General features: G+C 45.9%; 18 protein-coding genes and 1 pseudogene. 9 read left to right on the top strand and 10 right to left on the bottom strand.

The window, feature by feature from the left end; genetic code table 11:
* The first annotated feature begins 7 nt into the window (after window positions 1–7).
* Window positions 8–1,732, top strand: coding sequence for a phosphoenolpyruvate-protein phosphotransferase PtsI (gene ptsI, locus A8L45_RS15735; RefSeq protein ID WP_068903983.1), 1,725 nt, complete (start codon window positions 8–10; stop codon window positions 1,730–1,732).
* Window positions 1,733–1,771: 39 nt separating this feature from the next.
* Complete coding sequence (gene crr / locus A8L45_RS15730; protein ID WP_068903975.1) at window positions 1,772–2,281, top strand: PTS glucose transporter subunit IIA; 510 nt, start codon at window positions 1,772–1,774, stop codon at window positions 2,279–2,281.
* Between the two features lie 45 nt (window positions 2,282–2,326).
* Here the strand turns inward: crr and A8L45_RS15725 are convergent, their stop codons facing one another.
* The 3 genes from A8L45_RS15725 to A8L45_RS15715 all read right to left on the bottom strand — a co-directional run bounded on the left by A8L45_RS15725 (window position 2,327) and on the right by A8L45_RS15715 (window position 4,454).
* Window positions 2,327–3,232: a Dyp-type peroxidase gene (locus A8L45_RS15725; protein WP_068903973.1), complete on the bottom strand. Its 906-nt coding sequence runs from the start codon at window positions 3,230–3,232 to the stop codon at window positions 2,327–2,329.
* A gap of 351 nt (window positions 3,233–3,583) precedes the next feature.
* On the bottom strand, window positions 3,584–3,976 hold the full coding sequence (locus A8L45_RS15720) for a hypothetical protein (RefSeq protein ID WP_068903971.1): 393 nt from the start codon (window positions 3,974–3,976) through the stop codon (window positions 3,584–3,586).
* A 10-nt stretch (window positions 3,977–3,986) separates the two neighbouring features.
* Window positions 3,987–4,454 (bottom strand): DUF2919 domain-containing protein, encoded by a 468-nt coding sequence (locus tag A8L45_RS15715; RefSeq protein WP_068903969.1) that lies wholly within the window; start codon window positions 4,452–4,454, stop codon window positions 3,987–3,989.
* 374 nt (window positions 4,455–4,828) lie between these two features.
* On the opposite strand from A8L45_RS15715, the gene A8L45_RS15710 reads away from it, so the two are divergent.
* Both A8L45_RS15710 and A8L45_RS15705 read left to right on the top strand, forming a co-directional pair.
* Window positions 4,829–5,389, top strand: a complete 561-nt coding sequence (locus tag A8L45_RS15710) for a thioesterase family protein (RefSeq protein WP_068903967.1) — start codon at window positions 4,829–4,831, stop codon at window positions 5,387–5,389.
* 31 nt (window positions 5,390–5,420) lie between these two features.
* Entirely contained in the window at window positions 5,421–5,867 is a 447-nt protein-coding gene (locus A8L45_RS15705; RefSeq protein ID WP_068903964.1) for a DUF1499 domain-containing protein, read from the top strand.
* Here A8L45_RS15705 and A8L45_RS15700 read toward each other — a convergent pair.
* Window positions 5,864–6,148: a helix-turn-helix domain-containing protein gene (locus A8L45_RS15700; protein ID WP_068903962.1), complete on the bottom strand. Its 285-nt coding sequence runs from the start codon at window positions 6,146–6,148 to the stop codon at window positions 5,864–5,866. The genes A8L45_RS15705 and A8L45_RS15700 overlap by 4 nt on opposite strands.
* A 243-nt stretch (window positions 6,149–6,391) precedes the next feature.
* Between A8L45_RS15700 and A8L45_RS15695 the strand changes: the two genes are divergently transcribed.
* The 4 genes from A8L45_RS15695 to A8L45_RS15680 are packed head-to-tail and all read left to right on the top strand — an operon-like array spanning window position 6,392 to window position 8,766.
* Window positions 6,392–6,739 (top strand): ArsC family reductase, encoded by a 348-nt coding sequence (locus tag A8L45_RS15695; protein WP_068903959.1) that lies wholly within the window; start codon window positions 6,392–6,394, stop codon window positions 6,737–6,739.
* A gap of 30 nt (window positions 6,740–6,769) precedes the next feature.
* Complete coding sequence (dapE, locus tag A8L45_RS15690) at window positions 6,770–7,906, top strand: succinyl-diaminopimelate desuccinylase (RefSeq protein WP_068903957.1); 1,137 nt, start codon at window positions 6,770–6,772, stop codon at window positions 7,904–7,906.
* 1 nt (window position 7,907) lies between these two features.
* Window positions 7,908–8,573: a M15 family metallopeptidase gene (locus tag A8L45_RS15685; protein WP_068903955.1), complete on the top strand. Its 666-nt coding sequence runs from the start codon at window positions 7,908–7,910 to the stop codon at window positions 8,571–8,573.
* A 1-nt stretch (window position 8,574) separates the two neighbouring features.
* Complete coding sequence (locus tag A8L45_RS15680; protein ID WP_068903953.1) at window positions 8,575–8,766, top strand: DUF2897 family protein; 192 nt, start codon at window positions 8,575–8,577, stop codon at window positions 8,764–8,766.
* Window positions 8,767–8,863: 97 nt separating this feature from the next.
* Here A8L45_RS15680 and purC read toward each other — a convergent pair whose 3' ends face one another.
* From purC to dapA, 3 genes are read right to left on the bottom strand one after another with little or no spacing between them, the layout of a single operon-like run.
* Window positions 8,864–9,580 carry a phosphoribosylaminoimidazolesuccinocarboxamide synthase gene (gene purC, locus A8L45_RS15675; RefSeq protein ID WP_068903950.1) on the bottom strand — a complete coding sequence of 239 codons (717 nt, stop codon included), beginning with the start codon at window positions 9,578–9,580 and terminating at the stop codon, window positions 8,864–8,866.
* Window positions 9,581–9,638: 58 nt separating this feature from the next.
* Window positions 9,639–10,658, bottom strand: coding sequence for an NlpB/DapX family lipoprotein (gene bamC / locus A8L45_RS15670; RefSeq protein ID WP_068903948.1), 1,020 nt, complete (start codon window positions 10,656–10,658; stop codon window positions 9,639–9,641).
* 15 nt (window positions 10,659–10,673) lie between these two features.
* Window positions 10,674–11,552 carry a 4-hydroxy-tetrahydrodipicolinate synthase gene (dapA, locus tag A8L45_RS15665; protein ID WP_068903945.1) on the bottom strand — a complete coding sequence of 293 codons (879 nt, stop codon included), beginning with the start codon at window positions 11,550–11,552 and terminating at the stop codon, window positions 10,674–10,676.
* Window positions 11,553–11,783: 231 nt separating this feature from the next.
* Between dapA and bcp the strand changes: the two genes are divergently transcribed.
* Window positions 11,784–12,257: a thioredoxin-dependent thiol peroxidase gene (gene bcp / locus A8L45_RS15660; protein WP_068903942.1), complete on the top strand. Its 474-nt coding sequence runs from the start codon at window positions 11,784–11,786 to the stop codon at window positions 12,255–12,257.
* A 61-nt stretch (window positions 12,258–12,318) separates the two neighbouring features.
* Here the strand turns inward: bcp and A8L45_RS15655 are convergent.
* The 3 genes and pseudogenes from A8L45_RS15655 to A8L45_RS23875 all read right to left on the bottom strand — a co-directional run bounded on the left by A8L45_RS15655 (window position 12,319) and on the right by A8L45_RS23875 (window position 15,178).
* A pseudogene (locus A8L45_RS15655) lies at window positions 12,319–13,826 on the bottom strand (FAD-dependent oxidoreductase).
* A 47-nt stretch (window positions 13,827–13,873) separates the two neighbouring features.
* Complete coding sequence (locus A8L45_RS15650) at window positions 13,874–14,944, bottom strand: AI-2E family transporter (protein WP_068903940.1); 1,071 nt, start codon at window positions 14,942–14,944, stop codon at window positions 13,874–13,876.
* Between the two features lie 12 nt (window positions 14,945–14,956).
* On the bottom strand, window positions 14,957–15,178 hold the full coding sequence (locus A8L45_RS23875; protein WP_083228367.1) for a sulfurtransferase TusA family protein: 222 nt from the start codon (window positions 15,176–15,178) through the stop codon (window positions 14,957–14,959).
* Between the last annotated feature and the right edge of the window lie 45 nt (window positions 15,179–15,223).

The following is a 15,223-nucleotide window of genomic DNA, read 5'->3' as shown; positions in this document are numbered from 1 at the left end:
CAAGGCTATGATTTCAGGTATCCTGGCATCTCCTGGTATTGCTTTCGGTAAAGCGCTTCTGTTGCAAGAAGACGAAATCGTCATCAATAAAAATCCGGTTCCGGCTGACAAACTGGACCAAGAAATTCAGCGTCTTTTTGATGCGCGCGAAAAATCAAAACTACAGCTAGAAGCCATCAAAGAGAAGGCTCGCGAAACCTTCGGCGAAGAGAAAGAAGCCATCTTCGAAGGCCACATTATGTTGCTGGAAGATGAAGAACTTGAAGAAGAGATTATCTCTCTGATCAAGGATAACTATTCAGCCGATTATGCGATCCACAGTGTTATTGAAGAGCAAGCGCAGACTCTTGAATCGCTGGATGACGAATACCTGAAAGAACGCGCTACGGATATCCGAGATATCGGCACTCGTTTCGTAAAAAACGCACTGGGTATCAACATCGTATCGCTAAGTGCGATTAATGAAGAAGTGATCTTGGTTGCTAATGATCTGACACCGTCAGAAACAGCACAGATTAATCTTGATTACGTACTTGGTTTCATTACAGATATCGGTGGACGCACTTCGCACACCTCGATCATGGCACGTTCTCTTGAGCTGCCTGCCATTGTTGGTACCAACGACATCACTCAGCAGGTGAAAAACGGTGACATGCTGGTTCTTGATGCAATCAACAACCAAATCATCGTTAATCCGAATGCAGAAGAGCTAGAACGCTTCAAAAGTATCCGCAACAGCTTTCTGGCAGAGAAAGAAGAACTGGCAAAGCTGAAAGACTTACCAGCAATCACTCTTGATGGTCATCAGGTAGAAGTATGCGGCAACATAGGTACAGTGAAAGACTGTGACGGCGTAAACCGTAACGGTGGTGAAGGTGTTGGCCTTTATCGTACTGAATTCCTGTTCATGGATCGTGATGCACTGCCGACAGAAGAAGAGCAGTACAAAGCGTACAAAGATGTTGCTGAAGCAACTCATGGCCACCCTGTTATTATCCGTACTATGGATATTGGTGGTGATAAAGATCTGCCATACATGGACTTGCCAAAGGAAATGAACCCGTTCCTTGGCTGGCGTGCCGTGCGTATAAGCCTTGATCGTCGTGAAATACTTCGTGATCAGCTTCGTGCTATTTTGCGTGCCTCTGCTCATGGCAAACTGCGGATTATGTTCCCGATGATCATCTCTGTTGAAGAGATCCGAGAGCTAAAAGCAGCGATTGAGCAATATAAGGCTGAACTTCGTAAAGAAGAAAAACCATTTGACGAAAACATCGAAATCGGTGTGATGGTTGAAACACCAGCAGCAGCTGCAATTGCGCACCATCTTGCAAAAGAAGTTGCGTTCTTCAGTATTGGTACCAACGACCTGACCCAGTATACTTTGGCAGTAGACCGTGGAAATGAGCTGATCTCACACCTGTATAACCCACTGTCACCAGCAGTACTGACTGTGATCAAGCAAGTTATTGATGCTTCTCACAAAGAAGGCAAATGGACAGGCATGTGTGGTGAGCTGGCGGGTGATGAGCGCGCAACCTTGCTGTTGATGGGTATGGGACTTGACGAGTTCAGCATGAGTGCTATCTCTATCCCACGCGTCAAAAAAATTATACGTAACGCTAATTTTGCCGATGTGAAAGCGATGGCAGATGAAGCGCTGGCAATGCCTACTGCCGCTGAAATCGCTGCACACGTAGAAAAATTCATTGCTGAGAAAACTGTCTGCTAGAATACAGCAGAAAAATGATAACGCTTAGGAGCAAACACTATGGGTCTGTTTGACAAACTAAAGAAACTGGTTTCTGAAGACAGCAATGACGCGAATGCGATCGAAATTATTGCACCGCTTTCAGGTGAAATCGTAAATATCGAAGATGTGCCAGACGTTGTTTTCGCTGAGAAAATCGTTGGTGACGGTATCGCGATCAAGCCTTCTGGCGACAAAATGGTTGCACCGGTAAACGGTACCATTGGTAAAATTTTCGAAACTAACCACGCATTCTCAATTGAATCAGAAGACGGTATTGAGCTGTTTGTTCACTTCGGTATCGACACCGTTGAACTGAAAGGTGAAGGCTTTAAGCGTATCGCTGAAGAAGGTCAGACGGTGAAAGTTGGCGATCCAATCATCGAATTCGATCTGGCGATGCTGGAAGAGAAAGCGAAATCTATTCTGACACCTGTTGTTATCTCAAATATGGATGAGATCAAAGAGCTGAACAAGCTGACTGGTGCGGTTAATGTGGGCGAAAACCCGGTTCTGCGTATTAAAAAATAATTGATATGCAGATAGAGAAGCGCAGCTTATAAGCTGCGCTTTTTTTTACCTTTTACTCAACGTGGCCAGCTGACTCGTTGAAGGTGCATACATATAGGCACCTGTTACAGCACTCGAATAGCGTAACATTGCATCTGTATTACCATCACTCTCACCAAACATGCTTTTAACCATCACATCAAGGTTGTGTTGGTTGTTACAGTAAGCGAGAAATAGCAGACCGTGCTCACCAGATACCGTGCCATAAGGCAGGCTGTGACGGACTATTTTTAGCCCTTTGCCCTTTTCTTTGATATCGACCCTGCCAACATGTGAATCAACAGGCATCTCGCTGAGCTCAATCGAGTCAGCTTTGGTCCTGCCAATAATTTTTTCCTGCTTATCGACTTCAAGCTGCTCCCAGGCTGAAAGCTTGTGAACATAGCGTTGGTGCAACACAACACTACCGCCTGTGCACTCACCCTCTTTGATGATCGCCACATCAGCTCTCGCATCATATTTTTTAGGGTTCTCAGTGCCATCAATAAAGCCAGTCATGTCACGAGAATCCAGATAGCGATAACCATATGTTTCATCGATAACGGTGACCTCATCGGCAATGGGTGCCAGAAGCGCGCGGAGCGCATGAAAATTGAGGTCATGTCTCTCAGAGTGGATATGAACGAGAACATCACAGTCTGTCGCAGGAGCAACAGCATCTTTTTTCCCTAACGACGTAAATGCTGAAAAATCATCAGGCACACTCAGTGATAACGACTGACATACAGCTGGGCTGAACGAGACGGCAGCTTTTAACTGGCTACCGGGTTGCGAATGCGCAATATCAGCTGCCAGTGATGCCAAGTCGCAGCATCGGTCAATAACCTTTAACGTGTCTTTTTTTATTTTAATTAATGCGTACAGCGCAAATGCACCTGCTTCAGGCACAATGCCACCTTGAGCGTTTTCCACAAAAGCCTCCAAAAAAATAATCGCCCCATCAGGGGTTTACTCCAGTAACCTGAAGATTCCAGACTCAGCAAATATAATGAGGATGTCAGTAAAAGCATTCTTCAGCACAAAGAAATCACGCAATGAAAGAGGAATAACAGTAAACATGGCACCCGTAAAATCGGCCAAATGGAGGTCATCAGATCACACGGGGTTAACTTAATATCTGACACATAAAACCACAAGTAAATTAATGTTTTTAAGTATTAGATAGGAGTAAAAAGAGATAGTCGTTGGCTATGTACGTGGGATTAAACAGGCATTAAAAAGTCAGCTCAATGCTGACTTTTCGGATTGATAATTTGTGTGTCTTTATACTGATGTCAGTTGAATCTTTAACGAAGCAAATTCCTCAGACTGACTATCACTCACGTCAAAAGAGGTGGGAATGTTCAATCCGGTTTTCATTACCGGCGACATAATCGTCCGTTTCGCACCGTCATCCAGTTGCTCCTGAATCAACATCGCGATACTGACCTCATCAGCGGTTACATCAATAAGCTCAGCTTTTCCAATCAAAGTTCTTCCTGAGTTGACCTCGAACAACAGGGTCTCCTCACCGGGTACCAGTGATACTGACGTTTCAGTACTTTGGGTTTTCCCTTTTCTTGAAAACTCAAAGGCAATATCAACTTGCCAGTCTGCCATCGCCAGAGGACTGAGCATGGCACTAAAAAGTACGAAACCTTTTTTCCAGTCATTCATAAATGATTCTCTACTCCGGGACAGAAAAGAGCAGCCTTACTCGACGACTCTTCAAAAGGTAAAAAGTGACCCAGCCCCCTACTACAAGGGTGACAGCAGCACTCCATTGAAACTGCCAATGAAGCATCATCATGTGCTTTACCTGAATCGCTAAATCAACGAGGCAACTCGCCGGGAGTAACCACCAGAGATATTGCCACTTTGCTTTTAACCACACGGGAAAGAGATGCTGACTGCCCGCCAGCAACATCAAACAGAGTGCAGGCGTCCCAGTGACAAACCCGGTATAGAGCGCGTATTTGTCAGGATAAAACAGGCTCAGTAAGGTCTCACCTTGACCACGGCTGGCACCTGCAAAAACAAAAATCCACCATGCGCGTGCAAGAAATACAGTGGCAAACCAAAACAACCAAGGCGCTTTTCTGTTTCCATGCTGATCAAAATGATCCGGGTTATCGAGTAGCATATCGCTTTCCATTTTTTTGCTATTTACGGATTGTTCCCACGCAAACAACATTTGTGCAGGCACTGTGTCAAAAAACTGCCGGGTGGCAAAGTCATAAATGAGAAATGTGAGGGCTGATTCAAAGAGCGGTGCCCCACTCTAGCAGCAAGATCACGGATTTTAGTATTTTATCAGTAGGGTTATAAAAAGAGCAGAACAGCCTACCTTCCTAAAAAACCACTATTTACAAGATATTAAATGTGACAGCGAAAGACAGTAAACATTCAGATTTGCGCTGTAATTTTATCTCACCAACGCAATCAGTCAGAAGATCAGTTCATAACCCGAACTTGCTCACTGGTATGACCTCTGATAGCCTTGAGTGAAAAACAGTCAGGGAATGAAGTATGAATCTTATTTTTCGATTAATCTTTGTGGTTATGTTGCGAATATTCAAAACAAACAGGGTTGATGCATTCGATAAAACTACGTTGTCCTTTCGGGCATTGCCAACAGATTGCGACATCTACTTTCACCTTACTAACTCGCGCTATTCTTCCTTCAATGATATTGGTCGAGCTAATTTTCTTGCCCAAGTTGGCGCCCTGTCAAAAATGCTTAGACGAAATCTTAAATTCTCAGTCAATGCCAGCGAATTTACATTCATCAAGAGCATCCCCCCTCTCTGTAAATTCACTTTAGAAACACAACTTCTTGGCTGGGATGAGAAATATATGTACTTTGAGCACAAGTTTGTCAGCGATAAAGGACTGCACTGTATTGCTCATGCCCGTGCTGTTTGCCATACCGCGCAAGGAAAACAGATACATATAACTGAACTTATTGGTACATCACGGTACACAGATACGCCTGTGTTGCCTCAAGCTGTTAATAAATGGAAGGCACTACTGGATGTAAAAAGAGAAGATAGTCTGATGAAAAGTGGTAGCAATAGTGCCGCCGCATAACAAACGGTTTAATGTATCTGAGGTAAATGAAATGACACCTACTCTATTCCGAATTGAACTCACGTTGTTTTCAGCAGCTATATTTTTCCTCACCGGCTGCTCATCAGGTGTCACAGAAGTGGAAGATAGATCCCTACAGCCTTGTGGAAGTAGCCCTAACTGTGTTTCTACTCAAGATGTACGCGACAACTTTTTCTTGGAGCCATACGTGCTCACCAGCGAAGCAACGATGGAGAAGATAACGGAAGCCGCTCTTTCACTTCCTGGAGCAAAACTTGCCGAGTGGAAAAAGAATTATGCAAGATTTGAGTACTCCAGCCCTATCCTCGGTTTTGTCGACGATTTAGAAGTGCGCATAAGAGATGATCAGCTGATTGTCAGATCTGAATCTCGCGTCGGCTACTCCGACCTCGGTGCTAACCGCAACAGGGCGAAAAGGCTTCGCGAGGCGCTGGTAGAAAAGAATCAGATTGATTAAGCAGTTTCGAACTGCTGGGCCAGTGACTTACTTGCGTCATATACCCATTGTCTGTCAATTGGCCCCCATCCTTCTATCTGATAATAGCCATCGTTATGACGATGCCCGTCCTGCACGAACGACAACTCAAAACCAAAACTTGGCAAAGACTTAATGGCGTCCTGAATAGTTCTGCGCGGCCAGCCAGTGATCTCTATCAATGCAGGTACGTTGGGTTTCTCGAGGCTGTCCACAAGGTAGGCCAGATAAAGTCTGCGAGCAAAAACAGGGTTCATTTCCATACTTATTTCACTGTCTCAAAGCCGATAATTACTCCGTTAAGATAGCATTTCAGCTCGGTAACAAATTACACTTTGCTCAAACTTTTCGTGCCTGTTATGTAACGTTATTAATTTTGCTGCACCTAATCAGTATATCTGATAGCAACATAGGAAGAGGCTTGCCATGCTGTCTCTCTTGCTTTACAGCTAACGCAGTGTCACTCTATGCTCCACAAAGTAAACGCATTATTGGAGACACAGCAGATGGCGACAGTGGTTTATGGGATCAAAAATTGTGACACGATAAAAAAAGCGCTGAAGTGGCTTGAAGCGGAAGAAAAACAATTCGTGTTTCATGATTACCGTAAAGACGGCATCGACCAAGCAATGGTCCAGAAATTTATTGATTCACTAGGCTGGGAAGCACTGGTGAATAAACGTGGCACAACATACCGCCAGTTAAGTGATGAACAAAAGAACAACCTTAATCAGGACAATGCAGCTGCACTAATGCTCATTCATCCAGCAATGATTAAACGTCCATTACTCGAACACAATGGCGACTATTACCTCGGATTCAAGCCCGAGCAGTACCAAGTGATTTTTGATTAAACATGCTTCATTAGTAGAAAGGACACCTTAATGATAGACAGCGCAGTATTGTCTCTAGCCAAGGATTTGATCAGCCGCCCCTCAGTGACCCCAGAGGATGAAGGCTGTCAGGAAATGATGATTGCCCGACTGGAAGCGTTGGGTTTCACGATAGAAAGAATGGTATTCGAGGACACCACTAACCTCTGGGCACGACGCGGAACAAATGGCCCATTGTTTGCCTTTGCCGGACACACAGATGTCGTACCCGCCGGGCCGTTAAGCGAGTGGAACACACCACCGTTTGAACCCACTGTCACCGATGGCTATCTGTATGGTCGAGGTGCTGCGGATATGAAAGGGTCATTAGCGGCAATGGTGGTTGCGGTCGAGCGATTTGTTGCTGAAAACCCAGATCATAATGGCTCTATCGCCTTCCTCATTACGTCTGACGAAGAGGGTCCTTTCATCAACGGTACTACGCGTGTTGTTGATACGCTGATGGCGCGTGATGAAATCATTGATATGTGCATCGTGGGTGAGCCCTCCAGTACTGCTGAAGTAGGAGACGTAGTCAAAAACGGACGTCGGGGCTCGATCACTGGTGAACTCACTGTTCGTGGTATTCAAGGACATGTTGCTTACCCGCAACTGGCGAAAAACCCGGTTCATGAAGCCCTGCCCGCCCTCACTGAACTCGCTGCTATGGAGTGGGATCAGGGAAATGCATATTTTCCTCCTACAAGTTTTCAAATCCCAAATCTATCTTCAGGTACAGGTGCGGGTAACGTCATCCCGGGTGAATTACAGGTACAGTTTAACTTTCGCTTCAGTACAGAGCTGACAGATGAACTGATCAAGCAGCGTGTTCACCAAATTTTGGACAAACACGATCTGGAATATGACCTCAATTGGATCTTAAGTGGCCAGCCCTTCCTCACCGATACCGGTGATTTATTGGATGCAGTGGTTGAAGCAGTATCTGAAGTAAACAGTCGCCAACCAGAATTACTGACCACAGGCGGTACATCTGATGGGCGATTTATCGCTCAGATGGGTACACAGGTCATTGAGCTTGGTCCGGTCAATGCCACAATTCACAAAGTTAATGAGTGCGTGAAAGTGGCAGATTTAGAAAAACTGACCGATATGTATCAGAAGGTCCTCGAAAAAGCACTGACGAGATAATATGACTCCAGCGGCACTGACCGGACGAGACACTGCACACCTCACGCAAGTTGGCGACCATTGGTTGAACCACCACGTTGTTGCCGACTTCGCTATGCTGCGCGAAGCGGCTGAAAATGCTGGGTTCTCCTTGTCTATTGCCAGCAGCTTCAGAGACTTCGATCGACAGTGCCTGATCTGGAACAGTAAATTTGATGGCAGACGCCCCATTCTTGATGATGCGGGCACTGTCATCGATCCATCTCTTCTCACAGACAGTGAAAAGATCCATGCCATACTAAGGTGGTCTGCACTTCCCGGTGCCAGCCGACACCATTGGGGAACAGATGTCGATGTCTATGCAAAGAATCTCCTACCAAAAGAAACTGGATTGAAACTTGAGCCGTGGGAATACGATGACGGTCATCAGGCAGCGTTCTCGCTATGGTTAGACAGCAACATTGAACGCTTTGGCTTTTTCAGGCCTTATCAGAAAGATTTAGGCGGCGTAGCCCGCGAGCCCTGGCATATCAGCCATAAGGCGACTTCATTTCCTTACCTTCAGGCGCTAACCCCCGATTTGTTATCCCATGTATTGTCGGAAAGCGCAGTACTGGGCAATGCAACTATCGTCTCCGAGTTAGATTCGATATATTCTCGTTATATCAGTAACATCTGCGAGTATTAACATGGACTTACTCACCAACCCTTACGTGATCATTGCCATCGTTGTTGCTGTTGTGGTGGGAAATATCATGGCCCTCAAATATACCGCCAATGCAAAATTTGGTCTCAAAGAAAAGCCAACTCAAAAAGAGCAGGATAAATCAGGAAAAAAGAACGACGATGATAAGGACGACGACGAGTCATCATTTATCTAATTGTTTTTCCTCATTAAAAAAAGCGACCTGAGGTCGCCTTTTTATCTTCAACACAAAGCAAACGTTTGCTTTTTTCGTGGTAAAAAAATCTCTTGCGTTAACTCAAGTCCAAGCCAATACGACGCGCGACTTCAATGTAGGATTCGACAACACCACCCAACCCCTGACGGAATCTGTCCTTGTCCATTTTTTCACGGGTATCTTTATCCCAGAGACGGCAGCCATCAGGGCTGAATTCATCACCCAAAACAATATTGCCATCAACATCGACACCAAACTCAAGTTTATAGTCAACCAGAATCATACCAGCATCATCGAACAGCTTTTTAAGAACGGTATTTACCTCATAGGTTCTCTTCTTCATCTCAGCCAATTGCTCTTGAGATGCAAAGCCAAGCGACTCACAAAGTGACTCATTCACCATTGGATCATGAAGTTCGTCATTTTTCAGGAAGAGTTCAAACGTTGACGGCGTCAGTTCAGTACCTTCTTCCACACCCAGTCGGCGACATAACGAACCTGCTGCGACATTGCGCACTACACACTCAACAGGGATCATGTCCAGCTTTTTCACTAACGCTTCAGTGTCAGAAAGCAGTGAGTCCATCTGAGTCGGAATACCCGCCTCTTCAAGCTTGGTCATAATAAAGTGATTGAACTTGTTGTTCACCTCGCCTTTTCTGTCCAATTGCTCAATGATTTCTCCATCAAATGCGGAAGTATCGTTGCGGAAATGCAAAATAAAGCGATTCTCATCGTCAGTAGTGAAGACTGATTTCGCTTTGCCACGATACAACTCGGCACGTTTTTCCATTACCCAAATCCCTCAATAAGGCGATAAAAATAGAGGACGCTATTGCGTCCTCAGTAAATTATTTCCCGTCACTTTGACGGCTGACACCAGCAGAAAGTACTGGTACCAAGTTAGACAGTGCCTGCTCGCTGATTGGCTTGCCCTTCGCATCAGTCACGTTGATTGATGTACGGTTACCAAGATCACCCAGCAAGAGTACATACTTACTGCGCTTAAATTCCAGTTCACTATCACCTATGTTCTGCCATAGTTGCTCGTTGGGTGCTTCAAACTCAGCGTTAATTGTTCCTTGTGAACGATTACGATATTCGACACTAAAACCTATCAACTCGAGTATGCCGGGCAAACGCTCCCAAACAATATCGTAAGGCGCTCTGGCAATAATAACAGGTAATCCACCACGGTCCTTGCCCAAGGTCATGGGGATATTTTTATTCATCGCAACCGCTCGCTGGCGAGCTTCTATGCGGACGTTCTTGTCGTAGGCTTCAGTGATCAAATTGGCCATAGTCGCATTGTAGCGTTGGCGTACATTCTTATCGGGTACCTTGCCATCAGGGGTTCCCTGCCAATCCGTCACGGTCAAACTAAGCCCGTAACGCTTGTTCGCAGAGAGTCGGTCAACCTCATACTTCACTTTCAGTGAACCCGAATCCGGCCAACTTATCCAGTCTGTTTTGATAGTTTCGCTTTGCTGACTGACGACAGGAAACGCTTTGTCTGTGGCCAAGCTGGTCACAGTATCCCAGAGACGATCAGATTTTTTCTCGGTATCTACCCACACGGTAACACCACGACCGTCGTTCTTTATTCTTGAGCCCGGTATAGTTCCCAGCACCTGAAGAGGTGGTCTTATATCAACCCGGCTTCCAAAATCACCCGGGAAGTTACCTTGCGGCACCGAAAAGATACTTGGCTGGGACGGTTTCTGGTCCGGCAGCGGCGTTAGCTCGATTAGTGGTGGCGTTTTAAGATAAGAAAAATCATCCTTGGCCTGATGTTTTGTATCAACACCACCCGCGCAACCTGCCAGAGATATTATTAATGCGCTGGCAGGTAGCTTAAACATGGATTTCATCGGCGAGTATATCCTCTATACCATTCCGGCTTGAGTAAGTGCCTGCATAACAGTTGGCTGGAATGTGTTGTCCAGCTCTGTCAACGGCAGACGGAGGGTGCCATTATCAATCAGTTTCATTTGATGCGCAGCCCATTTAACAGGGATCGGATTTGCTTCAACGAACAGCTCTTTATGCAGAGGCATCAGTCGCTCGTTAATCACTCTTGCTTGGTCCATTTGACCTGCAAGTGCGAGCTTCATCATTTGAGCCATATCCGCAGCTGCAATATTATTCACCACAGAGACCACGCCGTGTCCACCCTCAGCGATGAAATCAAGCCCAGTCATATCATCGCCGCTGAGTAGGACAAAATCTTCGCCGCAAAGTTCACGGTGGAGCTTCACTCTGCTCATGTCACCCGTGGCGTCTTTAAGGCCGACGATATTATCGAATTCAGATAAACGTGCAACTGTTTCAGGCAACATGTCTGCAACGGTACGTCCAGGTACGTTGTAAAGAATTTGTGGTAACTCAGATGACTCTGAAATAGCCTTATAATGCTGATAGAGGCCTTCCTGAGACGGCTTATTGTAGTAAGGCACGACACTCAGGCAGCCTGCGATACCTGAACCCGCAAACATTTTGCTAAAGGTGATTGCTTCATGCGTCGCATTAGCGCCAGTTCCCGCAATGACAGGAATCCGGCCATCAGCAAATTCCAGTGTCTTCAGGACAATTTTAATGTGTTCTTCAACTGTTACTGTCGCTGATTCACCCGTTGTGCCAACAGCAACAATCGCATCAGTCCCTGCGTCAACGTGAAAATCCACCAATTTCTTAAGACTCGTATAATCGACTTCCCCTGACGAATCCATTGGTGTCAATAACGCAACGATGCTTCCTGAAAACATGCCTTTACTCCAATCTTTTATTTGTCTCTTCATGGTACTTTATGCCGCTGGTCAAAGACAAGCGTGGGCTCGGTAAGTAAACCCTTGCTTTGCGTAGTTGATCACCGTCTCATTGAGCGTTATTGTCACTGTCTACGTATTGAAACTGGCAAGGTTGAGGCCTTACGCTTGTTCTTTAATCAATGAAGAGCAGTCCACTAGAACTTCAAAAAGACACAATAAGGAAAGAATATGCAAACCCTGACGGCCGGCACTCCCGCTCCTGATTTTACGCTTCAGGACCAAAATGGAAGCGACGTAACCCTAAGCCAGTTTAAAGGTGACAAAAACGTACTGGTTTACTTCTATCCTAAAGCCATGACTCCCGGCTGCACAACTCAGGCCTGTTCATTGCGTGACAGCAAAGCAGAACTAGACGCGTTAGATACCGTTGTTTTAGGCATCAGCCCTGATGCAGTAAAACGTCTGACAAAATTTACCGAGCGTGATGAACTGAATTTTACTTTGTTGAGTGACGAAGACCACGCTGTTGCCGACGCATTTGGCGTTTGGGGCCTCAAGAAGTTTATGGGCAAAGAGTACGATGGCATTCACCGCATCAGCTTTTTGGTAAACAAAGAAGGCAACATTGGACATGTCTTCGATAAGTTTAAAACCAAAGATCACCACGATGTTGTGATCAGTTACCTCAAAGAAAACGCGTAATACTCAGCTTTAATTAAAAAAACCGGCATATTCGCCGGTTTTTTATATCAGATAAATATCTTTAAAAGGCAGGTAGCGGCTCAGCTAATGCATCCGGATAACCGCGGGACGTGGCAAGACCACGGGCTATAGACACCACTTCTTTTGCATCGAGGGATGAGGTAGATAAATTCGCAGGGTCTTCCCATCCGTCGTAAAGCTCAACGAGTTTCAATCCATTAAGATGACGAACGATTTTATCCGCTGCAACCAACGCAGACGACGCCTTCACCGTTTCCATTCTCGCATAGTTGTTACCAATAAATGAGGTATCAGCAGCTCGAAGGCTGGGGTCGGTGCCAGGTATCTGTTGTGCTCCGCATAGAGGTTTTCCGCCCACTTCAGCTTCTTCGAACACAGGCATCCATTGAGCAAAGTGTGAAATTGCACGCTCTGTTCTGACTCTCAATTCGTCGTTGTCCCAGCCTCAGTCACTTTGCTGATGAGGTTATTAGGTAATCGAGGTTGTGCGTCCCGCTCTGTGCTTTGGGCTAAACCGCCCTCAAATAAGGTCACTGACTGTGTCATGCCGTGCAGCTGAAAGAAACCTTGCGGATAGGGGGTAAGCTGAGCCATGCCTTTCGGTGTTCCGCGCTTCCCGTGCACAATCACTTCAGGCCACTGGCCGCGTTGCGAAGGCCAATGGGCGACGTACGCCGCCTTATATTCTACGAGCCGGTTCTTACTCGCTCTTACCAGATTATCGACCTCACCCGTTCGGAAACCACTGGCATTAATGACGAAATCTACTTTATGGTTGTTTAAGCGGCCTTGTTTATCGCGGGTTTTAATTTGCCACCCTGCCCCATCTTCAACGATATCACTGACCGAGTGATTAACCTTCACTTGGCAGGTGGTATGGCTGGCAAGGGCGATTTTTACGGCAGACGATAAACGAAACACACTCACACCGTACTCTTCAACCAAGACAACGGGGTATTTCAACTTATCGAGCGACATAAACTTGGCGACAGGTATCATCCAGTCGTCTGGCGACTGCGGGGATTCTGGCAACGTCTGCTGAGCCAGAGCTTCCATTTGCTCTCTATCATATAAGCGATAGTAGTTGTCCGGATTGCCCAAGACATTGTTACGTGCATCGTTGCTGACAAGCGACTGATAATGCTGACGCAAAGTATTTAGCCTTGGAAGAATATCGGTAGGTTCCCCTTCGTCACCGAGAGGCACAGCGATAACTGTAGGCCTTCGATTAACTGACGTTGGATAAGCACGAACCAGATTAATGGACTGCTCGAGTAGCGAGAGACACTGCTGCTCGCTGATTTCCCTGTATAAATTACCACCAGCATGGAGGTGACAAATCGGGGGACCACTTACTAAGTGATCACTGGCTTCAAATAGCAAGGTTTTGACGCCAAGTGCTGATAAACGAAGGGCAGCTGTAGACCCAGCAATACCACCGCCTACTATGCCAACACGAAAATCCGCCTGAGAATTTTCGCCAATAGGATGTGTGTTTTCCAATTTTATGCTCTCTTTGACACGCACATTGTGTAAAACCTGCTCCATAACCTCCGTGAGTACAGAGCAGTCCTTAATGTGAGATGCTATAACCGTTATGACTCGGCGGCTTCCTCCATATCTGGTGTCGGAAACGCATTCCAGACAGCTTTCACCAGTGTGGCGAGTGGGATGGCAAAGAACACCCCCCAAAACCCCCACAAACCACCGAAAAACAATACCGCAACGATAATTGCGACTGGGTGGAGGTTCACCGCCTCAGAAAAAAGCAAAGGTACCAACAGGTTACCGTCAAGTGCCTGAATAATACCATACGCCAACATCATGTAACCCAGTTCCGGCGTCAGCCCCCACTGAAACAGGGCGACGAAGAAAATTGGGACAGTCACTGCAACAGCGCCGATGTAAGGAATCAATACCGACAAACCTGTTGCAACACTCAGCAACGCGGCATATCTGAGGTCGAGAATGGAGAAGGTGATATATGTAGCAATCCCCACAATCATGATCTCAGTCACTTTGCCGCGAATGTAGTTAGTGATTTGCATATTCATTTCGACGCCCACCTTGTCGGTCAATCGCCGATTACGGGGCAGCACCCGAAAAAATGCTGACATCATCTGATCTTTATCTTTCAGTAAAAAGAAAGCGAGCAGCGGCACCAGTATCAGATAAATCATGACGGTAACCAGACTCACCAGTGAAGATAAAGAACTTGTTACTACACTCTCACCTAATTTAAGTACTCTATCTTGCATGGTATCGATCAGTGTCGTAACCATATGAGGTTGAATAAGATCTGGATATTCTTCTGGTAATTGTGAAACGTAGCTTTGCAGGCCATTAAACATTTTCGGCAGGTCGGCCATCAAATTGACAACCTGCGTCCAGATAGTCGGAACTAGCCCCAGAAACGCGATTAACATCACGCCAGCAAAGAGAAATAACACCACAGAAACGGAAACAGACCGGTTGAGACCAAGACTGATCATCCGGTTGACTGGCCACTCCAAGAGGTACGCGATAACAATAGCCACCAGCAGCGGGGTTAACAGGCTGCCAAAAAAGTAGATAATAATAAATCCGGTGATGAGTAACATGACCAGACTCACCGCATGAGGGTCGGAAAACCGTCGTTTATACCAACGGCTGAGCATTTCAAACATTCTTCTTCCCGTTTACTGTTTGATAACTAATAAGACTGTCGCAACAGCGTCAGTTGATTTTGATACCAGAAAAGCGTTACTCAGCAGGTATCGTTGAATATCCGCCTCAGCAGCTTTGTCGGATAACATAATTTCAAGTTTTTGCCCTTTTTCTAACATAGCACTCGCCCTTTTCACCATGAGAAGGCTCATTGGACATCGTTGATCTCTTAAATCAAGGGATTGAATTTCCATTATGTTTCGCTGCTCGCTATTATCATTTGCATTGTAAAGGACAAA

Source organism: Veronia pacifica, assembly GCF_001707825.1.
Lineage (GTDB): Bacteria > Pseudomonadota > Gammaproteobacteria > Enterobacterales > Vibrionaceae > Veronia > Veronia pacifica.
The sequence above is the reverse complement of the archived record's forward strand: the minus strand, read 5'-3'. Positions and strand labels throughout refer to the sequence as shown.